Here is a 23,979-nt window from a genome sequence, read left to right as displayed (position 1 = left end):
AGACGACCCCGCCCCCCGTGAAGAAGAACCCCTACACCGCGACCCAGGTGTGCGGCGGCGGCTTCGTCGTCCAGCGGTCGAGCTCGTTCAACGGCGGCACCACGTACCAGCTGTGGAACAACAGCACGAGCCAGAACTGTGTGGTCACCCTCAAGTCGGGTGTGAACGTCGGCAAGTCGACTCCGGTCAGCGCGACACTGGAGGTGCAGAACGGCGGCAGCCAGACCGACTCGGGCAACTTCGAGTACTACGCGGGCCCGGTCAAGCTGTCCGCCAAGGGCAAGTGCGTCCGGTACTCCGGCGGCGCGGGTTCGGGAAGGACCAGCGCTGGCTGGGCCAACTGCGGCTGAGGTTCGGTGAACCGCGGTAGCCGGATCCGGTCTTCATGCCCACGACCCCGGCACCGCGGGCACCGAGCCGTAGCGGTCGATGGCGTACCGCACGCCCGCGACCCACAGCTCACTCAAGGTGAAGGTGCCGAGGGGGCTGAAGCCGGCAGAGCCGATCTGCTCGTGCCGGCGCGGGCGTCCTCTTCCGGTGCGTGGCGTGGTACCCGGTCTGCATCGCCTCTCCGGCGACTGCCATACTGACCGCCACGCCAAGACGTCGACTCTCACTGCCTCGCACTTGTCTCGACGTCGCGAACGGGTGTTCCCCGTCGACAGGCATTGGATCTATAGGAGCACGTCAAAGGCGCGGGAGCCGTGCATGGAGCGACGGCAGATCGAGTATTTCCTGGCGGTGGCCGCGCATGGCAGCTTCACGAGCGCGGCACACGCCCTTAACATCACACAGCCATCCTTGTCGCATGCGATCGGATCGTTGGAGCGCGAGCTGGGGGTGGAGCTGTTCAAGCGCCTCGGGCGGGGCGTGCGCCTCACCGCGGCCGGCGAGGCGCTGCTCGAACCGGCACAGCAGATCGTGTACGACTTCGCGACCGCCCGTAGATCCGTGCAGTGGGTTCGCGGCCTGCGAAACGGCCGCCTGGACATTGTCGCCCTGACGACTCTCGCAGTTGATCCGCTGGCTCGCATGGTAGGGGAGTTCCGGGGCCTATATCCAACAATCGATATTCGTATTGCCGACCCAGACCAGGCGATCGAGGTCGCCGACATGGTCCGCTCCGGGCAATACGAATTCGGGCTTGCGGATTTCTCCGTTCCGGCGCCCCGTCTGCAGACCATGGAATTGCCTGAGCAGGAAATGCTCGCCGTGCTCCCTCCGGACGCGCCGGCGCCCAGACGGCGGATGCTGACGATCAGCGAGGTGGCCTCGCTCGACCTTGTCACCACTCCGCAGGGGACGACGACGAGAATGATGACCGAGCAGGCGCTCGCCGGCGCCGGCATCCCGCTGCGCATCGCTGTGGAGACGACACACCGAGCCGCCATCGTGCCGCTCGTTCTCGCAGGTGCTGGAGGTGCGCTGCTTCCTCTCCCCATGGCGGAGGACGCCGCGCGCCAAGGCGCACGGACGTTTCGCATCGACCCTCCGGTGACCCGTCGTGTCCGCCTGCTCTGGCGCTCGGAGCCGCTGTCGCCGGCGGGACAGGCTTTCGTCGAGTTCGCGGATGCCTTCCGCGGGCGTCCACGACAGGTCGATGCCATGCCATAGAAAGCGTCTATACCGCGCAAAGAAGAACGGTCTAGGTCCGCGGCGGCGTCGCGTTGACGCCCTCTTTTCTGACGCGACATCGTGATACCGCGCACACAAACCGAATTTCGGACCGGGCGATAGAGCTACGGGGCGCCAGCACCGGACAGCGTATCAATCATGCCGCCAAGAAATTCGTCTTCCATCCTCCCACTCATTGTTTCCTGAAGGGATCCACCGTGGGCCGGTGTTGCGGAGTAGACCACCACAGCGGAGAGTACACGGACGAGCAGCGTGCTGATCTCGACCGCGTGCTCGCCTTCAATCGCAAGCTCGCTGCCGCCATTGAGAGCTGCCACGACGTCTCGCCTGTCGAGGCTCTGTTGGATCCGGACCCCCTGAGATACATGTGGGTCGACGAGGGCGGCGGCCGGATCATGGAGTTCATCGCGCGCGGCGAGGCGGCGCTCGCAACCGCTCCCCGCCTCGCCGGGCACCAGCGCCTGGCGGGCCGCCCGGTCCGTACGTCAGGCTCCGCCGCCCGCCCGGCGGTCGCCACTGCGGGCGATGGCCGGGTGGTCCATGCCTGGACGGAATGGGAGCCGGATGCGGGCGATCGGGTGCTGGCGATGCTGCTCGACGGCCCGTCCGCGGACGGCGAGCCGGCCGTCCTGTCGGCGGACCCGGCGGACTGCTTCCGCCCCACCGCGCTGTTCGACGCCGCGGGACGCGCCTGGGTGTGCTACGCCCGGTCTGACGGGAGCGAGGTCACGGTGTGGTGCCGCCGGCATGAGAATGGCCGGTGGACCAGCGAGGAGCGGGTGAGCACCACCGAGCACCCCTCGTTCAACCAGGAGCTCGTGGCACACGTGGACGGCAGCGTCGAGGTGTGCTGGCAGGGACGCATCGACAACCGCTTCGGCATCTTCGCACGACGCTGGCGCGATGGCACCTGGGACGAGACCCGGCAGGTGAGCGAGGGTGTCGAGGCCAACGTGTGGGATCCGGCCATCGCTCCGGCACCGGGTGGCGGCACGACGTACGCCTGGACGGAGTACGCCGACGGCGCGTACCGCATCGTGCTGCGCACGGCAGAGGCCCTCGGTTCCCTCTCGCCGGTTCGCGTCATCACCGGCGGAAGTGACTACGCGCTGCATCCGAGTCTGGCCATCACGAGCGAGGGCACGGTTTGGTGCGCGTTCGACGTGATATCGATTCACGGACACGGCGGGTCCGGTCCGACACGGCTGCGACCGGTGGACAGTCTGCCGGACAGACCTCGGATCGAGGGCATGCGAGAGAGCGGTGACTTCGTTCCGCCGGAGTTGCTGCCCGAGGTCACCGCATCGATTCGGGTCGTCCGCGTTGACGACGACGGGTTGTGGGAGGCGGACGGCGCCCTGGCGCCGGGCCTCGACGTGGTTCCCGGCGGACTCCCCCGGCTGGCCGCCGACCCCGGAGGCGGGCTCACCGTCGCCTACCGGGTGCACCGTCGCCTGCCGCTGATGACTTACTACTGGGAGGTCGCGGCCCAGAGCCTCGGGCCCGACGGCTGGTCCGCTCCCACGACCTTCTCCGGCAGTGACGGGACACTCGAGGAGCCGGCGATCGCGCCGTTGCCCAGCGGGGCGCTCGTCGCGTGGCAGACCGACGGCCGCTTGGAACGCGGCCTCTCCTGGACCGAGGGATTCGGTGGCCGTGAGTGCCCGTTCCTTCTCGAGCACCACGGCGAGGTGATCTGGCACGGCATGCACGGGACAGGATCGGTCCGGTCCGCAGCGGTGACGTCCGCCGGCCCGGCGCGGGCGGATCGCCGTCTCGAACTCGTGCACAGTTCGGAACGCCGGGAATCCCGTGCCTGGCTCGGAGGCGATCGCGAGCGGTACACGACGCAAGTGGCCGGGCAGGAATACACGCTGTTCTGGGGAGACCTGCATCGGCACTCGCTGATCAGCCGGTGCACCTCGGGAGACGAGCCGTCGCTGGAGGACTTCTACCGCTACTCATGGGACGTTTGCGAGTATGACTTCTGGGCCGTCACCGACCACTCAGAGAACAGCACCGACTATCAATGGTGGTCGATTCAGAAGGTCGCCGATCTGTTCCGCGTCGACGGCCGGTTCGTGCCGCTGTACGGATTCGAGTGGACCGGCCTGACCGGCCATCAGAACGTCATCTACGGCGACGTCCGCCGCGGGGCGCCGATCTTCTCCGCGTACGCGCAGGGGTCGGATACGCCGAAGGACCTGTGGCGGCAGATGCGTGAGCATCCTGACTTCCCGGCGATCACGATCCCCCACCATCCCGGCTCGGCGATGGTGCCGTTCGACTGGAGTGAGTACGACGCGGAGTACCTGCGACTGGTCGAGGTCTTCCAGGCATGCCGGGGCAACTATGAGGACGACGGCTGCTTCCGGCAGTACTCGGACGGCACGCTGCCCGGCACGTTCGTCCTCGACGGGCTGCGCCGCGGCCACCGCTTCGGCCTGATCGCCTCGTCCGACCACGGGCACGGCGCGAGCTACATCGGCGCGTACGCCGAACGGCTGGACCGATCCTCGATCTTCGAGGCGCTGCACACCCGCCGGGTGTTCGCCGCCACCACGCGAGACCTCCTGCTGGACGTCCGTTTCGGCGAAACGTTCATGGGCGGTGAAACCGACGCCACGGGGCCTGTGCGGCTCTCGGCCTACGTGCGCGGCTACGGCGAACTTGCCCGCATCGACGTCGTCCGCAACGGAGAGGTCGTCCACAGCGTTCTCCCCGACCTCGACCTGCCGGGTGATTGGATCGCGGTACCGGTCCGCGTCGAATGGGGCCTGAGTTCGGCGACCACCGACTGGAGCGGGAGCCTCACGATCGAGGGCGGCGAAGTACTGCTGACGCCCTACTGGAGTCCCGAGATCATCGAGGTCGACCGGGACGGCATCCGATGGCAGGCGAGCACGAAGAGCTTCGGCGAGCCGTACGGCGCGCAGCGCGGAGGCATCGAACTCACCCTGCTAGGACCCGGTGAGGCGACGGTCAACGTCAAGACCTCCCAAGGAGAGCACACCACGACGCTGGGCACACTGCGCGCGGCGATCGTCGAGGTTCCGGTGCGGAACGGCAACGACGGCCGGATGCGCCTTCAGCACGGGGTGGGCGGGCTCACCTCACTCGGCGGCAACGAGCACCGCTTCCAGTGGGTGGACGAGACGGCCGGGTCAGGCTGGTACTACGTCCGCGCTTACCAAACCGACGGCGAGATGGCCTGGTCCTCGCCGATCTGGGTGGATCGGGTCTGAGAGCCCGATCGTCGGTCTCAAGAGATAAGGACGAATGCCATGAAACTTCTATCCAGAAGAGTGTGGGGACTCGCCTGCGTCCTGGTGGCGGCGACCACTGTCGCGGCGTGCAGCGGCACCAACCCGGACGGGTTCGCCTCTGGCGACAGCGGCGACAGCGGCGGCCGCGCCGCCAGGTTCGTCCAGCAGCCGTGGGGCGACCTGGTGGTGGAGACGCAGATCGCAGTCGACGTTCTCACCATGCTGGGATACCAGGCGAGCACCCAGGAGGTGTCGGTTCCGCTGGCGGGCCAGGCGCTCGCGACCGGTCAGGCGGACGCCTATCTCGGGAACTGGTGGCCGAGCCAGAAGCCGGTGTTCGGACAGCACCTCGATGCGGGCAAGGTCGAAGTCGTCGGCACCCTGCTGGACGGCACGGAGTTCTCCCCAGCTGTGCCGGGCTATGTGGCGGAGAAGTACGGCGTGCGTTCCCTTGCCGACCTGGACCGCCACGCGGACGAATTCAAGCGCAAGATCTACGGGATCGAGCCCGGCGCACCGGCGAACCAGATCATTCAGCAGGCCATCAAACGTGACGCGTACGGGCTCGGCGACTGGGAACTCGTGCAGAGCAGTACAGAGGCGATGCTGGCAGAGGTGAGCCGGCACGCGGCGAAGCAGCAGCCGATCGCCTTCCTCGGCTGGAGCCCGCACTGGATGACGATCGACTACAAGCTGGTCTTTCTCGAAGATCCGCAAAAGGTGTGGCCGGGGGCCGGGGAGATCCGTGTGCTCATGCGCAAGGGGTTGAAGGAGCAAGACCCCAATCTCTACCGCTTCCTGTCGCAGGTTCGCGTGGACGCGGAGATGGCCTCGGGGTGGATCCGCGCTCTCGACAAGGAGAAGAAGTCGCCGCAGGTCGCCGCGAAGGAGTGGATGCGGTCCCATCCACAGGTGATCGAGGGCTGGCTGAACGGGGTCACGAACGTGGGCGGCGAACCGGCCGCCAAGATCGTGCTGCCGCGCCTGGGCGCATGACGCACGCGAGAGCCTGGAGGAATTCGGGATGATCGAAGCCAAGAATCTCACCAAGGTCTACGGCATCGCGCAGGACAGGGCTGTGCCCCTCCTGCGGCAATCCGAGCGCCAGAACGCCGTGCGGACCGCGGGCGGGTTTCTCGCCGTTGACAAGGTGAGTTTCTCCGTCTCGCCCGGAGAGATCTTTGTGATCATGGGTTTGTCCGGGTCGGGCAAGTCGACAGTGCTGCGCATGCTGAACCGTCTCGTCGAGCCGACTGAGGGATCAGTGCGGATCGACGGTGTCGACGTGTCGGCGATGCGGCAGGACGAGCTGCTGCCGCTCCGCAACCGGAAGATCAATATGGTCTTCCAGCACTTCGCGCTGCTACCTCACCGGACCATCAGGCAGAACGCCGCCTATGGGCTCAAGATCCGGCAAGTACCTGTCAAGGAGCGTCTGGAGCGGGCGGACTGGGCCCTGCAGCGCGTGGGACTGGAACAGTGGGGAGACTCCTATCCACACGAACTGTCGGGCGGGATGAAGCAGCGGGTGGGACTCGCCCGGGCACTCGCCACCGACGCCGAGATCCTGCTCATGGACGAGCCGTTCAGCGCCCTGGACCCGCTCATCCGCCGCGACATGCAGGAGTTGCTCCTCCAACTCCAGGCGGCGGATCAGCGGACGATCGTCTTCGTCACACACGACCTCAATGAGGCGATGCGGATCGGGGACCGCATCATGGTCATGCGCAACGGCCAGGTGGTGCAGTGCGCCACCGGCACCGAGATCATCTCTGAGCCGGCCGACGAGTACGTGAGCGAATTCATCGCCGACGTCGACCGCTCTCGTGTCCTCACCGCCGCAAGCGTCCTGCGCGCGCCACTGGTGACCGCCCGGTGGGACGAAAGCCCGGGTGAGGTACTCCAACGGCTCGAGAACGTGGAGATGAACGGCATCTTCGTCCTCGACGAGACCGACCGCATCCTCGGAGTGGCGACCGACGAAGCCCTCGCCAGAGCCTTGCGAGAGGGCGAGACCACCCTCGATCCCTGCCTGGTCGGCGGCTGGCACGCAGTATCGCCGGACCTGCCCATCGTCGAGTTCTGCGATCTCGCCGGGCGCCACACCGTTCCCGTCGCCGTCGTGGACGACGACAAGCGTCTGCTCGGCGTCGCTCCCAGGGCCGCGATCCTGGCAGCCCTTGCCGCCCCGAAGAAGGTGAAACATGCCTAGGATTCCCATCGGCGACGGCGTGGAACGCGGCATCCAGCTCTTGCTCGACCGCCTCGGCGGGATGTTCGACGTCGTTTCCGTGGCGCTGCTCCAGCTCGTCGACACGGTCTACACAATCCTCGTCGCTCCGCATCCGCTGTTGTTGATCACCGCGCTGTCCGCCGTCGCGTGGTTCGCCGGCAGGCGTTTGCCGCTCGTCGTGTTCACAGTGCTCGCCTTCCTGCTCGTGGCATCGATGCAGCTGTGGGTCCAGACCATGCAGACGCTCGCGGTCGTCATCGTCGCGGCGGTCATCGCGGTCGCCGTCGGTGTGCCGCTGGGCGTCTGGGCGGCGCGCAGCAACCGGGCGAGCCTGCTGACAAGACCGGCACTCGACTTCATGCAGACCTTGCCGGTCTTCGTCTACCTCATTCCCGCGGTGTTCCTCTTCGGCATCGGTGTGGTTCCCGGCGTGGTGGCCACCACCGTTTTCGCCATCCCGCCCGCTGTCCGGCTCACCGAACTCGGTATCCGTCAGGTCGACGCCGAAGTCGTCGAGGCGGCGGTCGCCTTCGGCTCCCGGCCACGACAGGTGCTGCGCGAGGTGCAACTCCCGCTCGCGCTGCCGTCCATCATGGCAGGCGTCAACCAAGTGATCATGATGGCGCTGTCCATGGTGGTCATCGCCGGCATGGTCGGCGCCCAGGGATTGGGTGCCGTCGTGGTCCAGGGCGTCACCCAGCTCGACATCGGCTCAGGGTTCGAGGGCGGACTCGCCGTTGTCATTCTCGCGATCTACCTCGATCGCGTGACGGCCGCGCTGGGATCTGGCGGCTTCAGGCGCAGACGCTCTCAAGGCCGCGCGACCACCGTGTCCCAGACGTCGGCGCTCCCCGGCCCCAGACATGAGGAGGCCGAAGTTCCCGCCTGACCATCCACTACGGATCAGTGGACCGCCCGGACCCTGCTGGAGACCTCCACGAAACACGGGACGGGTTCAGTCGCCTCCGCCGGAACCGGTGGAGAGGCTGGCGTGTCCTCGGCCCGGAAACCATCGCTCGTCGCCATCATGTCAGGTGTGCTGGACAGGAGATCGTTTCTGGCGATGGGGCTCGCACCGGCTCTGCCGTTCCTGGTGCCGTCCGCCGCTTTCGGGGACCCGTTCACCCTGGGAGTCGCCTGTGGCGATCCGGATCCCGGCGGGTTCGTTCTGTGGACTCGCCTGGCCCCTGAGCCGCTGGCCGAGGACGGACTCGGCGGCATGCCCGAAATGCCGGTGCCCGTCCACTGGCAGGTCGCGACGGACCCCGCCTGCCGGCACGTGGTCCGGCAGGGCGTACAGGTGGCGACGCGGGAGTGGGCGCACAGCGTGCATGCCGAGGTCACCGGACTGCGGCCGGGCACGGAATACTGGTACCGGTTCAAGGCCGGCCCCTACCTGTCGCCCACCGGGCGCGCGCTGACCGCGCCGCCGCTCGGCTCACTGCCCCGATCTCTGCGTCTGGCGGTGGTCTCGTGCGCCAACTACCAGCACGGATACTTCACCGCGTACGCCAGGCTGGCCGAGGAGCGCCCGGACCTGGTGCTGCACCTGGGTGACTACATCTACGAGCAAGGTAGCGACCATCGCCTGGAGCCCGGCGGCAACGTCCGCGACCACGAGGGCCCGGAAGTGAGCACCCTGGCCGGATACCGGCGCCGGCACGCGCTCTACAAGACCGACCCTGACCTGCGCACCGCCCACGCCGCCGCGCCCTGGCTGGTGATCATGGACGACCACGAGGTGGTCAACAACTGGACCAACCTGCTCCCGGCCGAACGCCGCCAAGCCGCCTTCCGCGCCTACTACGAGCACATGCCGCTGCGCGCGAGCTCGCGGCCCAGCAGCCCCGCACTCCAGCTCTACCGGCGGCTACGCTGGGGCCGCCTGGCCACCTTCCACCTGCTGGACACGCGCCAGCACCGTGACCTGCACCCGTGCGGGTCCGGCTTCTCCGCCTGCCCCGTGCCGCTCCCTCCCGGTCACACCATGATCGGGCTGGACCAGGAGAACTGGCTTCTGGAGGGCTTCCGCCTATCGCGTACCCGCTGGGACGTCATCGGTCAGCAGGTCTTCTTCGGACAGCGCGACCGCGATCCCGGCATCGGGCAGGTGGTGCGGCAGGACGCCTGGGACGGCTACACGGCCTCCCGTACGCGGGTCACCGACGGCTGGCTCCATGCGGGGGTGCGCAACGCCGTCGTACTCACCGGCGACGTACACGCTCACTGGGCGGGCAACCTCGTCCTCGACTACGACGATCCGCAATCCCCGCCGGTCGGCGCGGAGTTCGCGGTCACCTCCGTCACCAGCGGCGGCGACGGCCGCGACACCGATCCGGCCACCGACCCCCTGCTGGCAGGCAACCCCCACTTGCTCTTGCACCTGCAACGCCGTGGCTACCTCATGCTGCGCATCGATCCCGCCGCCCTGACCGCGGCGTTCAAGGTGGTGCCGTACGTCAGCACCCCGGGCGCCCCCGCCCTGACCGCGGCCACGTTCACCGTCGCCGACCGCGTCGCGGGCCTGCCCCGCCGGCCATGACGGCGCTCTCCGGGTGGATCCGGCCGGCCCGGGTCACGACCGGCTCCTATACGCCGCCGACGCCGAGCAGTACCGCGTCGGATGAGCCAGGGTGTGTCGAACCGGACCTGAGGGGCAGCAGGTGAGCATGGCTGGGATAGCACTGAGCAGCATGGCTTTCAACGATCACGCGATGATCCCGCATGAGTACTCCCACGAGGCCGGCGATGTCTCCCCGCACCTGCGGTGGGCCGACGTACCGGACGGCACGGCCGAGTTGGCGTTGCTGTGCGAGGATCCGGACGCCCCCAGCGGAACCTTCACACACTGGCTGGTGGCCGGCATCCCGCCGGACACCACGGAGCTGGACGCCGGGGCCGAGCTGAAGGGGTTCGTCGTCGGCCGCAACGACTTCGGCACCCCCGGGTACGGCGGCCCCCATCCGCCGCCGGGCGACAATCACCGGTACTTCTTCCGCCTCTACGCCGTGTCCGAGCCGACCGGGCTGGCCGACGGCTTCTCGCCAGCGGACCTCCAGCGCGCGCTCGAGGGAAAGGTGCTGGCCTCCGGCACGCTGGTCGGCACCTTCGGCCGGTGACAGGCGGCGGCATCCGTGTCGCGGGAGATGACGTGCAGCCTGATACCGACGCGCGGCTCGCGGAAAGCTAGCAAACGCTTGGTACAGTCGGTGCGTGCTGCTGGATGGCAAGGTCGCGATCGTCACCGGGGCAGGTCCCGGACTGGGGCGGACTCTGGCGGGGCTGCTGAGCGAGGAGGGCGCCACGGTCGTCGTGGCCGCCCGAACCGCGGCCACCGTTGAGAAGACCGCCGCCGAAGTGCCGGGCGTGCTGGGCCTACCCGCCGACGTGACCAGGATCGACGATGTACGGCGGCTCGCCGACACCGTGATCGAACGGTTCGGCCGGGTGGACGTGCTGGTCAACGCCGCCTTCCCCGGATCGCACCGTAGGAACGTGCTCGACATGTCCGCCGACGATCTGGAGACATGGCGCAGAGCCGTCGACACGGGCGGCTACGGCACACTGCTGGCCTGCAGGTTCATCGCGCCGCACATGGTGGCCCAGCGCTCCGGCTCGATCGTCAACATCACCTCCATGTCATCCCGCAAGGGCTACGCGGGACGCAGCGACTACGCCGCGGGCAAGGCCGCCTCGCACCTGCTGTCACACTGCCTCGCCGACGAACTCGGGCCGTATGGGGTGCGGGTGAACTGCGTCGCGCCCGGCTGGATCGCCAGTGAGGTGCTCGATGAGTGGATGCGCACCCGAGCGGCGGCGGAAGGCGTGACGTTCGAGGAGATCCACGCGCGCGACGTCTCGGCGATGGCCCTGCGCCGCATCGCCACCGAGGAGGACGTGGCCCGCGCCGTCGTCTACTTCGCCTCCGACCACGCCAAGGCCGTCACCGGCGCCACCATCGACGTCAACGGCGGTCAGCTGTTCTCGTGACCGGGCCACGCCGCCGATCCCTCGACCGTGCCGCAGCGGTTGGAGGCGTGACCTCTGCCGAGGCGGAGGCACGGCGTCCTCCCGATCAGCCGACGGGCAGCGTGCCCCTGTCATACGCTGCCCGTCGGGCCTTCAAGGGTTCATCTGGGGAGGACCGGCTGGAAGGAGCTTGCGGTGCGGAAGGCGGCGGTCGCCTGCCGGGGAACGAGCCATAGCTGACGGTTGCGGTGGAGGACGACCCGGTCCGGGTAGTTGAACGACTCCAGCGTCACCGATGCGGCGGCCGAGCCCGGACGGGCGTAGAAGGTGGCGTCCTTCTCGAACAAGGAACTGCCGTCCTTGCGGTCGAAACGCAGCCGGAAGTGCTTGTGGCGCAGGTAACGGCCGTCGGGGTCGACGAATGAGTACCCCTTGGGGTCGGCGAGGCCTGGCACGATGCGCAAGCGGGCGCGCTGCCGGGCTGCGGCGGGGCCGTCCTCGCGGATGGTGGCCAGCCGAGCGAGACCTTGGGAGGCCTGGATGAACGCGTGGGGAGCGCCGGCCGCTCGGAAAGACCGCGTGACACCTGTCGGCAGTCCGGCATGCGCCGGCGGTGCGGACGTGGGCGATGAGGATGCCGTGGCCGACGGACTCGGCGCGGAGGTCTGGGACGGCGCGGGGACGGCCGGCGGGCTGGCGACGGGCACCGCGTCAACGTTCCGCTTGACCAGCTTGATCCTGGGATTGCCCGCCGGCACGAAGCCGGCCCAGGCGGACGTGTCGCCGGTGTAGGAGATGATCAGCTTCGCCGGGTCGGCTCCCGTGAACGCGGCGGCGTCCTGGGCCGGTGGCTTCTGGCCGAGGTACAGCGCTCGCAGGCTGGGATCACGCGCGAAGACGCGCGGACCGAGCCGGCTCAGGCTCGGTGCGTAGACCGATTCGAGGCTCGCGTTGCCGGAGATCGAGTCATGCCAGGCGGTGGCCAGTGCGGGCGCGTACAGCTCCTTGAGCGAGGCGAATTGGACGATGGCGTTCTTGTCCAGCGTCCGCAGGCTCGGCAGCCGGAGCACCTTGATGCCTGTCCCGGTGGCGGCGTTGCCGTTCAGATCGAAGCAGTTGATACCGATGTAGCGGACCTTGGGCAGGTTGACCGCTTCCAGCACGTGACTGTCGTTCAATCCGTTCCTGCCGATCGACTCCAGCTCCGGAGCGTTGAAGTAGCGCAGGCGGGAAGCGTCGTCGAACGCGAAGTCGTCGATCGTGCGCACCCGCGGCAGGTTGACCTTCGTCAGGTACTGGTTGCGCCGGAACGCGTTCGCGCCGATTTCCGTGACGCTGGGCAGGTAGAGCACGCTGAGCTTGGCGTACGGCCCGTGTCCGAACGCCATCGCGCCGACGGTGCGAGCCGCCTTGACGCTGACCGAGGCGAAGTTGTGGTTGCTGAAGGAGCCGGGTTTGATGTCCTGCAGATCGTCCAGCACCAGGTGCCTGACCCACGACCCCCACCAGCCGTTGTGCCACAGATAGGGCGAGCGCCCGCCGCGTGCGATCTGCCCGGCGCAGGTCAGGCCGGAGCCGGGTGTGCATTCGGTCCCGCCCTGGAGGGATCGCAGGTTGTAGATGTGCAGTCGGTTCAGATCGGTCAGCCCGAGCCCGCCCGCGCCTTCGGCATTGCCGACCGTCTGCACCGCCGTCAGGTCGGCATCGTTCAGCGCGGTCCCTCCCGTGAGGTAGAGCGCGATGCCGGCGCTGCGCGCGAGCTCCGCCCGCGCCTTGGCGAGCTGCGCCTTCAGCGGTCGCCGCGAGGCTTGGGACACGTCGTAGGACAGCGTGAACGTGCCGGGCGGCAAGGCGTGATCGCCGGGCTTGGACGGCCGGTAGGTGTAGTTTTCCTTCCTGCTCAGCTCCCCGTCGGAGGAGAAGACGGGGTCGGCTCCCGGATCACTGCCCGGATCGGGCAGGCCGGTGCCGCCGTGCAGCGCCGCCGGGATAGCGGTGCGCTCGGCGGCGGAGGCCGCCGGCCCTGGCGTGCCGCAGACGGCGACCGCCGTCGCCAGCGCGGCGAGGGCCAGATGGCGGGCTGAGGGGTGTGCACGGCCCTTGTCGCTCATTGCTGCCTTACTGTCGCCGCCTCCCGCGTGGAGGCTCTCGTGACAGGAGACGAAGCAGACGGGCGCGGATAACAGAAACGTGCCGGCCAAGCGGTAGCGGACGCGTACGACTCCGCGAAGAGCGCGATGCCTTCAGGAACCGCTCGTGCCGGCAGAGGCGGAGCCGACGAGCTTGAGCGGCTCGATCTTGCCCATGATCACAAGGTAATTGACCGCCCCCACCAGCGCGATCACGCCGATCACCAGCAACGGCACGACGAACGATCCGGTGGCGTCGACCAGCACGCCCACCACGATCGGCGTGATGATCCCGGCGAAGTTGGACGCGAAGTTCTGGACCCCGCCGAGGGACCCGACGTGCTTGGAGCTGGGGGCGACGTCGGCGGGCAGCGACCAGATGCCGGTGCCTGCGACGGTGAGGCTGCCGTACGAGATCGACAGGAGCGTCAGCGCCATCCACGCATCCGGCACCACCGCGGCGAACATGATCACCGATCCGCCGGCGAGCCCGCCGACGATGACCGTCTTGCGTACCCGGGTGACCGAGACGCCCCTGCGGATGGCCCGATCGGCCAGCAGCCCTCCGGCCCAGCCGGACAGCACCGCGAACAGACCCGGGATGGCTCCGAAGAAACCCAGCTTCAGCAGGGAGAAGCCGCGCTCGGTCACCAGATACGACGGGAAGAAGGTGATGAAGAAATAGATGACACTGTTCAGGCAGAAGAAGCCGAACATCATGCTCAGCACGGTGCGGTAGCGGAACAGCGACCGCCACGGGATCCGGCTGGCCCCCTCGGTGTCGGTCTCCGAGGTGCGGGCGCCGCCGCCGGGAAGCCCTGACGAATGGCGGTGATGAACTCCGACAGCTTTCCGGAATCATCTGATGAATCGTCGTGTTACGTCAAGATTTCCTCGGCGAGAACCTGGAATCCCATCTCGATTGATCTGATGATTGCCCCGACGTGCAGCAGCGCGCTCAGGCTTTGGCCTTAAACTGGTCGGATGACTACCCGCGAGCCGCGCGCATCGCAGTCCGACATCGTGGTCGAGGGCATCAAGCACATGATCATCAGTGGCGCGCTGACGGCGGGATCCCGCCTTCCCGTGGAGAAGGACCTGGCCGCCCAGCTCGGCGTGTCACGCAGCTCACTCCGTGAAGGGGTCCGCGCGCTGGTCATCACCGGGGTGCTGGAGACCCGGCAGGGCGACGGCACCTACGTGACCGCGCTCGACCCGGGGATGCTGCTGAGCCCGATCGGCTTCCTGGTCGACCTGCACCGGCCGGAGAACGTCGCCGACCTGCAGGCCGTGCGGCGGGTGCTGGAGACGGAGGCCGTGGGGCGGGCCGCGCTGCGCATCACCGACGAGGAGCTCGACCGGGCCGAGCAGATCCTGGCATCCATGGAGCTGCTGCTCCAGGCCGAGCCGATCGACCACGAGGCGGTCATGAACGCCGACATCACCTTCCACCGCCTCATCGCCGCGGCCTCACGCAACACGACACTGGAAGCGCTGATCGAGGCGCTGGCCAGCCGTACCGTGCGGGCCCGCCTGTGGCGGGCCATCAACGCCGAGAGGGCCGAGTTCGACACGCACAAGGAGCATCGGACGATACTCCAGGCGCTCAAGGCGCGCGATCCCGACGCGGCCCGGCTGCGGATGGGCGTGCACCTGCTCGCGGTGGAGCAGTACCTGTCGGCGAATCAGGACTCCGTGGCCCTGGTCCAGTAGTCGCCGCCGGGGAAGGAGAACGTCGCCAGCGTGGCGTCGTGCATCTGGGCGCTGTAACCGGGGCGGGCCGGCAGCACGTAGGCGCCGTTCTTGACCACGCACGGGTCGGCGAAGTGCTCATGCAGGTGGTCGACGTATTCCGTCACCCTCCCCTCGAGCGAGCCCGACACGGCGACGTAGTCGAAGATCGACAGGTGCTGCACCAGCTCGCAGAGGCCGACGCCGCCCGCGTGCGGGCACACCGGCACGCCGAACTTCTTGGCCATCAGGTACACCGCGAGAATCTCGTTGACGCCGGCGAGCCTGGCGGAGTCGAGCTGGCAGTAATCGATGGCCTCCGCCTGGAACATCTGCTTGAACAGGACCCGGTTCATCCCGTGCTCGCCGGTGGCCACGCCGATGGGCGCGACGGCCTTGCGGATCGCGGCGTGACCGAGGATGTCGTCGGGACTGGTGGGCTCCTCGATCCACATCGGCTCGAACTCCGCGAGCGCGCGCACCCACTCGATCGCCTGCGGCACGTCCCAGACCTGGTTGGCGTCGATCATCAGGTTGGCGTCGTGGCCGACGACCTCGCGGGCGATGCGCAACCGGCGGATGTCGTCGTCGAGGTCGGCGCCGACCTTCAGCTTCACGTGCTTGTATCCCGCCTCGACGGCCTCCTGGCAGAGCCGCCGCAGCTTCTCGTCGGAGTATCCGAGCCAGCCCGCACTGGTCGTGTAGCACGGGTAGCCGGTCACGGCCAGCTCGGCGACGCGGTCGGCGCGGGTCGGCTCCAGCTCCTTCAGCAGCGCGACCGCCTCGTCGTGGGTGAGGACGTCCGACAGATACGACAGGTCGGCGACGTCCGCCAGCTCCTCCGAGGTCATGTCGACCAGCAGCCGCCACAGCGGCTTGCCCGCGACGCGCGCCGCCAGGTCCCACACGGCGTTCATGACGGCGGCCATGGCCAGGTGTTCGACGCCTTTCTCCGGCCCCAGCCAGCGCAGTTGCGAGTCGGACTTGAGGTGGCGGTAGACGCCGCCCAGGTCCTTCACCACCTCCTCCACGGTCATGCCGACCAGGGGGAGGCCACGCTGCTTGGCGGCGAGCACGCAGATGTCGTTGCCCCTGCCGATCGTGAACGTGAAGCCGAAACCGGACAGAGCCGGGTCGTCGGTCCTGATCACGACGTAGGCGGCCGAGTAGTCGCCGTCCTTGTTCATCGCGTCGGAGCCGTCCTGGCTCAACGACGTCGGGAAGCGGACGTCGAAGGCGTCTACGCCGATGATCGCGGTCATTCACCCCTCCAGCGGAGCTCGTACGAAATGTCACACTCCGTGACACTAGGTCAGCATTGCCAGAATACATCTGATGACTCATCCTGCAAAGCCCGCATATCCGGCACCAAACTCGACATTCTTCCGTCTTTCATCTGATGTTTGGTACAGCTCCTTGTGTATGCTGCTGCCCTGAACACCAGACCGATGGGAGCCCTAACGGTGCTAACCGCCAACTACCTGGGGAATCGGGAGATCGGCATCCGGGAGGCGGATCCGTCTCCCCCGAAGGCCGGCCAGGTGCAGATCGAAGTCGCCTACACCGGCATCTGCGGCACGGACCTGCACATCCTCCACGGGCACATGGACGCCAGGGTGAAACCGCCCACCGTCGTCGGCCACGAGATGAGCGGCGTCATCGCCACCGTGGGCGACGGAGTGAGCGGGTGGGTCGCCGGCGACCATGTCACCGTGATGCCGCTCGACTGGGACGGCACGTGTCCCGCGTGCCGTGCGGGCAACGAGCACATCTGCCAGAACCTCACCTTCGTCGGCATCGACTCCCCTGGCGCGCTCCAGCGCCTGTGGAACGTCGACGCCGATCTCCTGGTCCGCCTGCCCAAGACCCTCCGCCTGGACCACGCGGCACTGGTCGAGCCCGTGGCGGTCGCCGTCCACGACGTACGGCGCGCCGAGCTCGCACCTGGCGACCGCGTGGTGGTCGTCGGCGGCGGCCCCATCGGCGTGCTCATCGCCGCGGTCGCCAGGCACGAGGGCGCGGAGGTCGTGATCGTGGAGATAGACCCGCTACGCAGAGAGACCGCCGCGGCCATGGGGTTCGGCGTGCTCGACCCCTCGGCCACCGACCAGGTCGCGTGGGTCGAGGAATGGACGCGGGGCGCCGGCGCCGACGTGGCGTTCGAGGTGTCCGGGGCCGCGGCGGCGGTCCTGGGCGTGACGGACCTGGTGAAGGTGCGGGGCACCGTCGTCGTGGTGGCCATCCATCCGGAGCCGCGGCCGGTCAACCTGCAGCGCGTCTTCTGGCGCGAGCTGCGGCTGCTGGGCGCGCGCGTCTACCAGCGCGCCGACTTCGTACGCGCCGTCGAGCTGCTCGACACGGGGGTGATCCCGGCCGGCGAGCTGATCACCGAGGTCGTTCCGATCACCGGGACGGCGGACGCGTTCGCCGCACTGGAGTCAGGGCGGGCCATGAAGATCCTCGTGGATGTGTCCGGGGGTACGGCATGAGCCCGGACGTCTTCGACCTGACCGGGAGCACGGCCGTCGTGACGGGCGCGCGCCGCGGCATCGGCCTGGCCGTCGCCGAGGCGCTGGCCCGGGCGGGCGCCGACATCATCGGCGTCAGCGCGGCCATGGAACCGTCGGGTAGCGAGGTGGCGCGCCGCGTGGAAGCGGCGGGGCGGACGTTCCTGCCGCTCCAGGCCGACTTCTCCGACCGGGCGGCCGTCACCGCGCTCGCCGCTCGCCTCGAAGGGCTCGGTGCCGACATCCTGGTGAACAACGCGGGCACCATCGAGCGTGAGCCCGCCGCCCAGCACCCGATCGAGCTGTGGGACCGGGTCATCGAGACCAACCTCAACAGCCAGTTCGTGCTCAGCCAGGCCGTCGGCCGGTCGATGATCGAGCGAGGCCGCGGCAAGATCATCTTCATCGCGTCGCTGCTGAGCTTCCAGGGCGGCATCAACGTGCCCGGTTACACCGCGTCCAAGTCGGCGATCGCGGGGCTGACGAAGGCGCTGGCCAACGAGTGGATGCCGAGGGGCGTGAACGTCAACGCCATCGCCCCCGGCTACATCGCCACGGACAACACGCAGGCGCTCCAGGACGACCCCGGCCGCAGCAGGTCCATTCTGGAACGCATCCCGGCCGGCCGGTGGGGAGCGGCGAGCGACCTCGGCGGCGCCGCGGTGTTCCTGGCGAGCCGCGCCTCCGACTACGTCTCCGGCGTCGTGCTCCCCGTCGACGGCGGCTGGCTCGCCCGCTGACGGACCGCTTGCTCCGTGGGCACCGGGTTCCGGCCTCGCGGCTCAGCCGTCCGTCGTCAAGGCGTAGCGGCCCGAAGCACAGCCGGTCACGCGCCAGCCACCGGGCGCCTGGCGCAGATCGATGCGGGAGATCGCGGTGGCCACCACACTGGGGCGAGCCGTGCCGGGAATCCATAGGTCGAGCTCGCAGGATCCGTGGGCGGCCGTCCCCGTCAGCCTGAGCCGGCGACCCGTGGCCGTCAGCGAGGTCAGCCGTCCGGGAACGGCGCGTGGATAGGCCCGCGAGAGCACCGACACGTACTGGGCGGGAGGCGGCAGGTCCCGGCCTGACGCACAATCCACGATCATGAGATTCCCGCCGGTCGCGGCGGTTCCCGGGTAGGCGTGCGGATCCCCGCAGGCCTGCTTCCACACCCAGAAGGCGCCGCCGATCATGTGCCGGTCCTCGGCGGCGCCGTAGCGAGCTACCTTGGCCCCGTCGGCGGCGGGGTCACCGAACCAGCCCCACTCGCCGGGCCACAGCGCCGCGCCGTACCGCTCGGCCATGCGTTGCGCGAGGTCCAGCCCTCGTTCGATCGAGACCATGGTCAGGCCGAGGCCCTGGTCCATGGTGATCGACTCGTTGTACGGGTGGGGAGCGAAGACCAGGTTCGGGTCGTCGCTGAAGCCGGGCGGGGGCGCGGGGTCGAAACCCATGCCCGACCAGAGGACGCTCGGCTCGAAGAAGATCAGGTGCGGGAAGCCGCCCGCCTTTCTCTCCGCGTCACGGATCGCGGTGATGGCCCTGTCGTAGTAACTGCCCAGCAGCAGGGAGGAGGTCAGCGGCGGTTGGTCGCCATATCCTGGTTCGTTCATCAGGTCGAAGCCCGCGACCGACGACGTCGTGGCGAACTCGGAGGCGAGACGTCCCCAGGTGGCGACCAGGCGCGACCGGATACCGTCGCGGTCACGGTAGAAGTTCGTGAACGCCCTGCTCACAGCAGGAGAGATGTCACGGCCCAGGAATCCGCACCTGGGGGCTCCGTCGAGGACGGTCGCCCACTCCGGGGCTCCGTCCCACCCGATCATGGGGTCGGTGCCCGCGGGACACGATGTGTCCTCATCCGCGGCGACGAACTTGCCCCACGCGTCTTGATGCAGGTCGATCACCGTGTACATGTCGTGGGCGGCCCCCTGGTCGACCGCCTGCCTGATCTGGTTCACGTACGCCGTGTCGAAGGCGCCCGGGGTCGGCTCCAGCCTGGACCAGGAGACGGCCAGGCGTACGACGTCGAAGCCCATCGCCGCCATCCCGGCGAAGTCGGCTTCGGACAGCGGCCGGCTGGCCTCCATGTTCGGCGCGTACGTCCAGTAGTCGTTGAGCTGGTTGACGTTGACGCCCCGTAGAAGCACCTGGCGCCCGGATTCGTCGGATATGACCGGTCGAGGGTTCCGGGTGACCATAAGCCTCGGCAGGCCGTCCCGGGCAGTCGCCGTAGCCATCAGGGTCGTACCGCTGGAAACTGGGAGGACCAGCAGGGACAGTGCCGCGGTGACGGGAACCACGGAGGCGAGGCGGCCCAGCCTGATGAGGGCGAGCGGGCTCGCGACCAGGCCCACCGCCGCGCCGTAGGAGGCTCCGGCCGACAGGCGGAGGAACGTCGCGGGCACGGGCCAGAGGTCGTCTGCCGTGATGTCCGCCACCGCCGCGAGCAGGCTCTGCACCAGCCCGAGGAGCAGTCCTCCGCAGACACAGGCCAGCCATCCGGTCGCGAAGGCCGTCCAGCGACCGCCGCCGCGGATCCCGGACAGATGGACGCCTCCGGCGAACACCACCACTCCCGCGACGGCCCCGATGAACCCGGCATCCGGCGCGGGTGCGATGAACGACCAGCCGTGATAGGCGTAGGCGGCCGGGGAGGCGGCCCACCATTCGTGGCCGATGACGGGCATGGCGAGCAGCGAGGTCGCCGCCGCGATGATCGTCAGCCGCAGCGGTCTCCGGCGACCGCCCCGCCCACCCTTCTCGACGAGTCCTTCGTCGAGACGCCTTCCCGCCGCGCGCCCCTTGGCCACGACGGCGGCCAACGCCACGATCCACCCGAAAATCGCCGCGAACAGCCCGGTGTAACCGCTCGACCACCCGGCATACCGGACCGTGGACCAGGACGGCACCGTGCCGAGGACCATGATCAGTGAATCGGCGAATCTGGCGACCATCGCGACAACAATCACCAGACCCCAGGTCATGAAGAATCCGGAGGTACGGCGAAGCCCGTACGACATGGCGGCGAACCCCGTGACCAGCAGACACACATAGAGCACGCTGCCTCCCCACGGCTTGTAGAGCGCGACGAGCCCAGACGGATCGGCGAGGGCCCCGGCCACCAATACGGCGACGAGGGCAAGGACGCTGACGACAACCTGCCTCATGAACACTCCAGCCGACGTGAGGGGTGCTCATTTTCTCCGGATGGCCGCACCGGGACAAGACCAGCGCCTTCCCGGCTCGATGCCGGCGGCCGGCGACGCGTTCGGCCTCGACCTGGCCCGAGCGGGCAAGATCATGAAGGATTGAGGCCAGGGCCAGGCAGCAGTCAATACAGACAAGACACACCTAACAGTACATATCACCATAGAAGCATGCTTATTTGAGTCAGAGTGGTCCATAAATTGATAAGAACAGACCAAAGGCAGGAACCTCCCGTTTACAACGGAACCCAGCCGGAAATCAAGCAGAATGGGACGACAATAGGGGATGAAGAAATTTTCCTATTGTGTTGCGAATGGCCAACGAATTAGGAAAACCGAATTTCATCAAGGGAGTACGCGCAATGCCCATACGTAGAGGGGTTCTCGCTGGTCTGGCGCTCGGAACCGCGATCACCGGTGGCACTCTTGCTTTGGGTGCCACAACTGCCAGCGCCGACAACCCGAACGACACCCGCCATGCCTCAGAAGCCGTTACGCAACGCGTCCCTGTCCTCAGAGGGATTCCTTTCCTGCCCGCCAGACAGGAAGAGAGGGAGGAAGACGACATAGAGCTGATAGATCGAATATCGGTGCTGATAGATCCGCTACCGGTGCAAAACTGTGTCAACATCCCCGCTGTGCTAGGGGTAGGAGGCCTCGCACGACCGCTGGGAACCAGTGAGCACAGTCGCTGCGTTAATGTACCTCTATTCGACGAACCGTCGGAAGACAAATGAATCTTACAGTAAATGGGTCGGTGGTCGTAGGCGATCAGCCTCGTGAATTCATGAGCAATTCGCCAGCCGCTACGTAGCGTCACACCATGCGAGAGGTGCCGCTCTGACCTGGCATGATCTGGATTGACTAGATCTGATCGTGTAGGGGAACGGCACCTCGAAAGTGAAGCGTACGGCATCGGCGGCAAGGGCAAGGATCCCGATTGCGAACCTCGGCCCAGGATGCGCGCCACCTACACCCGCACCCAAGGGGTACGGCACCTGTTCGCCGCGTTAGACCTGGGCAAGAACAAGATGTACGGGCACATCAAGAAGCGCAAGCGGCGCGGCGAGTTCCTGGAGTTCTGCCGCTACCTGCGCAGCCTCTACCCGCCCGAGGTGCGCATCGCGATCATCTGTGACAACTTCAGCCCGCACCTGACGACCAAGAAGGACAAGCGGGTCGGCGAGTGGGCAGAGGCGAACAACGTCGAGATCGCCTACACACCCACCAACTCCTCGTGGTTGAACCGCATCGAGGCGCAGTTCACCGCATTGCGCGAGTTCACCCTCAACGGCACCGACCACGCCGGCCACCGCGAGCAGGGCAGAATGATCCGCCGCTACATCGCCTGGCGAAACCGCAACACCGATAACCCTCGCCTACGCCGCATCGTGAAGAGGGCAAACGTGGCCTGACGCGGCACTAGGTCGGACCGGCACCTTCAGTGAAGTGCGGCAGAACCATCTCGGTCAGTGTGGCGACGTCGGCGTCGACCATCGGCTCGCCGGTCATGCCCATGCGGTGGAGCAAGGTTCCGACGACGACGTCAATGAAGAACAGGACCCGGTTCTCCGGCTCGCCAAGCGCGTCCTGGAGCGCGAGCCGGTACGGGTCCTGCAACCGCGCGGACAGGACCTCGCGCAGGGCCGGATCGCTGACAGCGTCACTGAACACGCCTGCGAACGCGTCGCCCACCCCGGGCTCGCCGATCTTCGCCGCGATCCAGCGGATGGCCGAGGACATGAGCTCGGCTCGACTGGCGCCCTCCAGCGGCATCGGGCCGAACGCGTCAAGGAGGCAGTCCACGATCAGCGCGCCCTTCGACGGCCAGCGACGGTAGATCGTCGTCTTCGCGACGCCGGCCGCGGCGGCGATGCGGTCGACGGTGGCACGCGCATAGCCGAGCTCGTGGACTGTGCTCAGCGTTGCGGCGAAGACCACGGCGTTGACGCCGGAGCGCGGGCGACCGGGTGGTCTGGCGGATGTGGTCGCTCGGGTCATGCCCACACGATAACCTCTTACGCTACTATCAGTATCGATACTTCTGGTAGCGAAATTAGTGGGCCAAGGAGAAGACATGAGCGAGGTCACCGGTACGGAGCGGCCGCCGCTGGGCATCCGGTTGCTGCATGCCCTGGGAAAGGAGCCGGACTGGCCGGCGATGACGGCCGAGGAACTGGTCGCCTACCGCGACGCGGAGAACCGCAAGCGGGCGTCACGTCTGGCGCGCGTGATCACCGGGTTTCCGGACCGCGGCGCCACGATCCGGTGGCAGGAGGTGGCGCTGCCCGGCCGCGGGCTCCGGGTCCGGGTGTACCGGCCCTCGCCCGGGCACGGCGGCGGGGGGGCCGACCGGACCGACCTGCCGCTCGTGCTCCACGTGCACGGAGGCGGGTTCGTGGGCACGGCGGTGCAGAGCGACTGGGTGAACAGCCACCTCGCCGCGCGGCTGCCCGCGGTCGTCGTCTCGGTCGAGCATCGCCTCCTCGACCCGGAGACTCCGCTGTCGGCGGCCGTCGACGACGGCTGGGACGTGCTCCGGCACGTGGTGCAGCACGCCGCGCAGTGGGGAGTCGACCCGGCGCGGACCACCGTCTTCGGTGAGAGCACCGGCTCGATGGTCACCGCCCTGGCCGCGATCCTGGCCAGAGAGTCCGGCCTGCTCCTGCGGGCGCAGGTGCTGGTCAACCCCGCTGTCGACCTGACCTCGACGATGTTCGATTACGCCTCGATCACTCAGCACGCCCACAGCCCGACCCTCACCGTGACGCAGATGCGGCTGCTCCACCGCTTCGCCGTTCCGCCGGGCACGGATCCTCGTGCGGTGTCGCCGCTGTTTGCCGACGATCTGAGCGGGCTGGCCCCAGCGCTCGTGGTGGTGCCGACCCTTGACCCGCTGGCCGATCACGGCCGCTGTTACGCCGAACGACTGCGAGCTGCTGGGACGCCCGCGCGGCTCACCGAATATCCCGGAGCGACGCACGCGTTCCTCAGCATGCCGGGCGTGGTGCCGCTGGCCAAGGCCGCGCGGGCGGAGATCGTCGAGTTCCTCCGAGGGGCCCTCGCTGGGTGACGGGCCGCGCCGGGGGTAGGAGCTGCTGGTGTTTGAGTGTGCATGAGGGTGCATGAAGTGCCTTTAGTTGTGTTGCGGCCGAAGTACGGACGTGACGGCATGGACGCGGGTATGGGTATGGGTTGTTCTCATCGGTAAGGCGCTGGTGTATCAGAGCGGCCTGACGGTTCCGGCCCCACCCATGTGGTCTGTGGATGAGTCTGCCGACGATATCGCGCGTACGTTCTATCCGACAGTGTCAGCTC

General features: G+C 68.0%; 19 protein-coding genes and 2 pseudogenes. 15 read left to right on the top strand and 6 right to left on the bottom strand.

Annotated elements, in window-relative coordinates; genetic code table 11:
- Both EJK15_RS52405 and EJK15_RS52400 read left to right on the top strand, forming a co-directional pair.
- Nucleotides 1–350, top strand: a pseudogene (locus tag EJK15_RS52405) (serine/threonine protein kinase); the annotation flags it as partial.
- A 358-nt stretch (nt 351–708) separates the two neighbouring features.
- A complete protein-coding gene (locus tag EJK15_RS52400; RefSeq protein WP_138717958.1) occupies nt 709–1,614 on the top strand; it encodes a LysR family transcriptional regulator in 906 nt (301 codons plus the stop codon).
- Between the two features lie 125 nt (nt 1,615–1,739).
- Here the strand turns inward: EJK15_RS52400 and EJK15_RS52395 are convergent, their stop codons facing one another.
- Complete coding sequence (locus tag EJK15_RS52395) at nt 1,740–1,952, bottom strand: hypothetical protein (protein ID WP_138717957.1); 213 nt, start codon at nt 1,950–1,952, stop codon at nt 1,740–1,742.
- A gap of 48 nt (nt 1,953–2,000) precedes the next feature.
- Between EJK15_RS52395 and EJK15_RS52390 the strand changes: the two genes are divergently transcribed.
- The 7 genes from EJK15_RS52390 to EJK15_RS52360 all read left to right on the top strand — a co-directional run bounded on the left by EJK15_RS52390 (nt 2,001) and on the right by EJK15_RS52360 (nt 11,124).
- Nucleotides 2,001–4,880, top strand: coding sequence for a DUF3604 domain-containing protein (locus EJK15_RS52390; RefSeq protein ID WP_138717956.1), 2,880 nt, complete (start codon nt 2,001–2,003; stop codon nt 4,878–4,880).
- A gap of 39 nt (nt 4,881–4,919) precedes the next feature.
- Complete coding sequence (locus tag EJK15_RS52385) at nt 4,920–5,897, top strand: ABC transporter substrate-binding protein (protein WP_138717955.1); 978 nt, start codon at nt 4,920–4,922, stop codon at nt 5,895–5,897.
- A 28-nt stretch (nt 5,898–5,925) separates the two neighbouring features.
- A complete protein-coding gene (locus EJK15_RS52380) occupies nt 5,926–7,113 on the top strand; it encodes a quaternary amine ABC transporter ATP-binding protein (RefSeq protein WP_138717954.1) in 1,188 nt (395 codons plus the stop codon).
- Nucleotides 7,106–8,023 (top strand): ABC transporter permease, encoded by a 918-nt coding sequence (locus EJK15_RS52375; protein ID WP_138717953.1) that lies wholly within the window; start codon nt 7,106–7,108, stop codon nt 8,021–8,023. Before EJK15_RS52380 ends, EJK15_RS52375 begins: the two co-directional genes overlap by 8 nt.
- A 138-nt stretch (nt 8,024–8,161) precedes the next feature.
- A complete protein-coding gene (locus EJK15_RS52370) occupies nt 8,162–9,676 on the top strand; it encodes an alkaline phosphatase D family protein (protein ID WP_138717952.1) in 1,515 nt (504 codons plus the stop codon).
- A gap of 151 nt (nt 9,677–9,827) precedes the next feature.
- On the top strand, nt 9,828–10,253 hold the full coding sequence (locus EJK15_RS52365; protein ID WP_240777766.1) for a YbhB/YbcL family Raf kinase inhibitor-like protein: 426 nt from the start codon (nt 9,828–9,830) through the stop codon (nt 10,251–10,253).
- A gap of 94 nt (nt 10,254–10,347) precedes the next feature.
- Entirely contained in the window at nt 10,348–11,124 is a 777-nt protein-coding gene (locus EJK15_RS52360) for an SDR family oxidoreductase (protein WP_138717950.1), read from the top strand.
- Between the two features lie 140 nt (nt 11,125–11,264).
- Here EJK15_RS52360 and EJK15_RS75450 read toward each other — a convergent pair whose 3' ends face one another.
- The gene (locus EJK15_RS75450) at nt 11,265–13,214 is read right to left on the bottom strand and encodes an AbfB domain-containing protein (protein ID WP_138717949.1); all 1,950 of its coding nucleotides are present in this window, start codon (nt 13,212–13,214) and stop codon (nt 11,265–11,267) included.
- 132 nt (nt 13,215–13,346) lie between these two features.
- Nucleotides 13,347–14,015, bottom strand: a pseudogene (locus EJK15_RS52350) (MFS transporter); the annotation flags it as partial.
- Nucleotides 14,016–14,216: 201 nt separating this feature from the next.
- Here EJK15_RS52350 and EJK15_RS52345 point away from each other — a divergent pair.
- Entirely contained in the window at nt 14,217–14,945 is a 729-nt protein-coding gene (locus tag EJK15_RS52345) for a FadR/GntR family transcriptional regulator (RefSeq protein ID WP_138717948.1), read from the top strand.
- Here EJK15_RS52345 and EJK15_RS52340 read toward each other — a convergent pair.
- Nucleotides 14,918–16,225 carry an L-fuconate dehydratase gene (locus EJK15_RS52340; protein WP_138717947.1) on the bottom strand — a complete coding sequence of 436 codons (1,308 nt, stop codon included), beginning with the start codon at nt 16,223–16,225 and terminating at the stop codon, nt 14,918–14,920. The genes EJK15_RS52345 and EJK15_RS52340 overlap by 28 nt on opposite strands.
- Before the next feature lie 201 nt (nt 16,226–16,426).
- Between EJK15_RS52340 and EJK15_RS52335 the strand changes: the two genes are divergently transcribed.
- Complete coding sequence (locus tag EJK15_RS52335; RefSeq protein ID WP_138717946.1) at nt 16,427–17,452, top strand: zinc-dependent alcohol dehydrogenase; 1,026 nt, start codon at nt 16,427–16,429, stop codon at nt 17,450–17,452.
- Nucleotides 17,449–18,210, top strand: a complete 762-nt coding sequence (locus EJK15_RS52330) for an SDR family oxidoreductase (RefSeq protein WP_138717945.1) — start codon at nt 17,449–17,451, stop codon at nt 18,208–18,210. The genes EJK15_RS52335 and EJK15_RS52330 overlap by 4 nt, the downstream gene beginning before the upstream one ends.
- A 42-nt stretch (nt 18,211–18,252) precedes the next feature.
- Here EJK15_RS52330 and EJK15_RS52325 read toward each other — a convergent pair whose 3' ends face one another.
- Nucleotides 18,253–20,622 (bottom strand): glycoside hydrolase family 5 protein, encoded by a 2,370-nt coding sequence (locus EJK15_RS52325; protein WP_138717944.1) that lies wholly within the window; start codon nt 20,620–20,622, stop codon nt 18,253–18,255.
- A 353-nt stretch (nt 20,623–20,975) separates the two neighbouring features.
- On the opposite strand from EJK15_RS52325, the gene EJK15_RS52320 reads away from it, so the two are divergent.
- Entirely contained in the window at nt 20,976–21,398 is a 423-nt protein-coding gene (locus tag EJK15_RS52320) for a hypothetical protein (RefSeq protein ID WP_138717943.1), read from the top strand.
- Between the two features lie 123 nt (nt 21,399–21,521).
- Nucleotides 21,522–22,076, top strand: a complete 555-nt coding sequence (locus EJK15_RS52315) for a transposase (RefSeq protein WP_276615523.1) — start codon at nt 21,522–21,524, stop codon at nt 22,074–22,076.
- Between the two features lie 7 nt (nt 22,077–22,083).
- Here the strand turns inward: EJK15_RS52315 and EJK15_RS52310 are convergent, their stop codons facing one another.
- Nucleotides 22,084–22,602: a TetR/AcrR family transcriptional regulator gene (locus EJK15_RS52310; protein ID WP_240777763.1), complete on the bottom strand. Its 519-nt coding sequence runs from the start codon at nt 22,600–22,602 to the stop codon at nt 22,084–22,086.
- Nucleotides 22,603–22,738: 136 nt separating this feature from the next.
- On the opposite strand from EJK15_RS52310, the gene EJK15_RS52305 reads away from it, so the two are divergent.
- Nucleotides 22,739–23,734, top strand: coding sequence for an alpha/beta hydrolase (locus EJK15_RS52305; protein ID WP_138717941.1), 996 nt, complete (start codon nt 22,739–22,741; stop codon nt 23,732–23,734).
- Nucleotides 23,735–23,979 lie beyond the last annotated feature (245 nt).

The sequence above is a fragment of the Nonomuraea basaltis genome (genome assembly GCF_005893125.1).
Classification (GTDB): Bacteria; Actinomycetota; Actinomycetes; order Streptosporangiales; family Streptosporangiaceae; genus Nonomuraea; species Nonomuraea basaltis.
This window is presented reverse-complemented; position numbering and strand designations above follow the sequence as displayed.

What these genes read in the sequence shown, in the direction of transcription:
- EJK15_RS52400 (WP_138717958.1), top strand. Translation starts at nt 709, where the DNA reads ATGGAGCGACGGCAGATCGAGTATTTCCTGGCGGTGGCCGCGCATGGC.
- EJK15_RS52390 (WP_138717956.1), top strand. Translation starts at nt 2,001, where the DNA reads ATGTGGGTCGACGAGGGCGGCGGCCGGATCATGGAGTTCATCGCGCGC.
- EJK15_RS52385 (WP_138717955.1), top strand. Translation starts at nt 4,920, where the DNA reads ATGAAACTTCTATCCAGAAGAGTGTGGGGACTCGCCTGCGTCCTGGTG.
- EJK15_RS52380 (WP_138717954.1), top strand. Translation starts at nt 5,926, where the DNA reads ATGATCGAAGCCAAGAATCTCACCAAGGTCTACGGCATCGCGCAGGAC.
- EJK15_RS52375 (WP_138717953.1), top strand. Translation starts at nt 7,106, where the DNA reads ATGCCTAGGATTCCCATCGGCGACGGCGTGGAACGCGGCATCCAGCTC.
- EJK15_RS52370 (WP_138717952.1), top strand. Translation starts at nt 8,162, where the DNA reads ATGTCAGGTGTGCTGGACAGGAGATCGTTTCTGGCGATGGGGCTCGCA.
- EJK15_RS52365 (WP_240777766.1), top strand. Translation starts at nt 9,828, where the DNA reads ATGGCTTTCAACGATCACGCGATGATCCCGCATGAGTACTCCCACGAG.
- EJK15_RS75450 (WP_138717949.1), bottom strand. Translation starts at nt 13,214, where the DNA reads ATGAGCGACAAGGGCCGTGCACACCCCTCAGCCCGCCATCTGGCCCTC.
- EJK15_RS52345 (WP_138717948.1), top strand. Translation starts at nt 14,217, where the DNA reads ATGACTACCCGCGAGCCGCGCGCATCGCAGTCCGACATCGTGGTCGAG.
- EJK15_RS52340 (WP_138717947.1), bottom strand. Translation starts at nt 16,225, where the DNA reads ATGACCGCGATCATCGGCGTAGACGCCTTCGACGTCCGCTTCCCGACG.
- EJK15_RS52330 (WP_138717945.1), top strand. Translation starts at nt 17,449, where the DNA reads ATGAGCCCGGACGTCTTCGACCTGACCGGGAGCACGGCCGTCGTGACG.
- EJK15_RS52325 (WP_138717944.1), bottom strand. Translation starts at nt 20,622, where the DNA reads ATGAGGCAGGTTGTCGTCAGCGTCCTTGCCCTCGTCGCCGTATTGGTG.
- EJK15_RS52320 (WP_138717943.1), top strand. Translation starts at nt 20,976, where the DNA reads ATGGCCAACGAATTAGGAAAACCGAATTTCATCAAGGGAGTACGCGCA.
- EJK15_RS52305 (WP_138717941.1), top strand. Translation starts at nt 22,739, where the DNA reads ATGAGCGAGGTCACCGGTACGGAGCGGCCGCCGCTGGGCATCCGGTTG.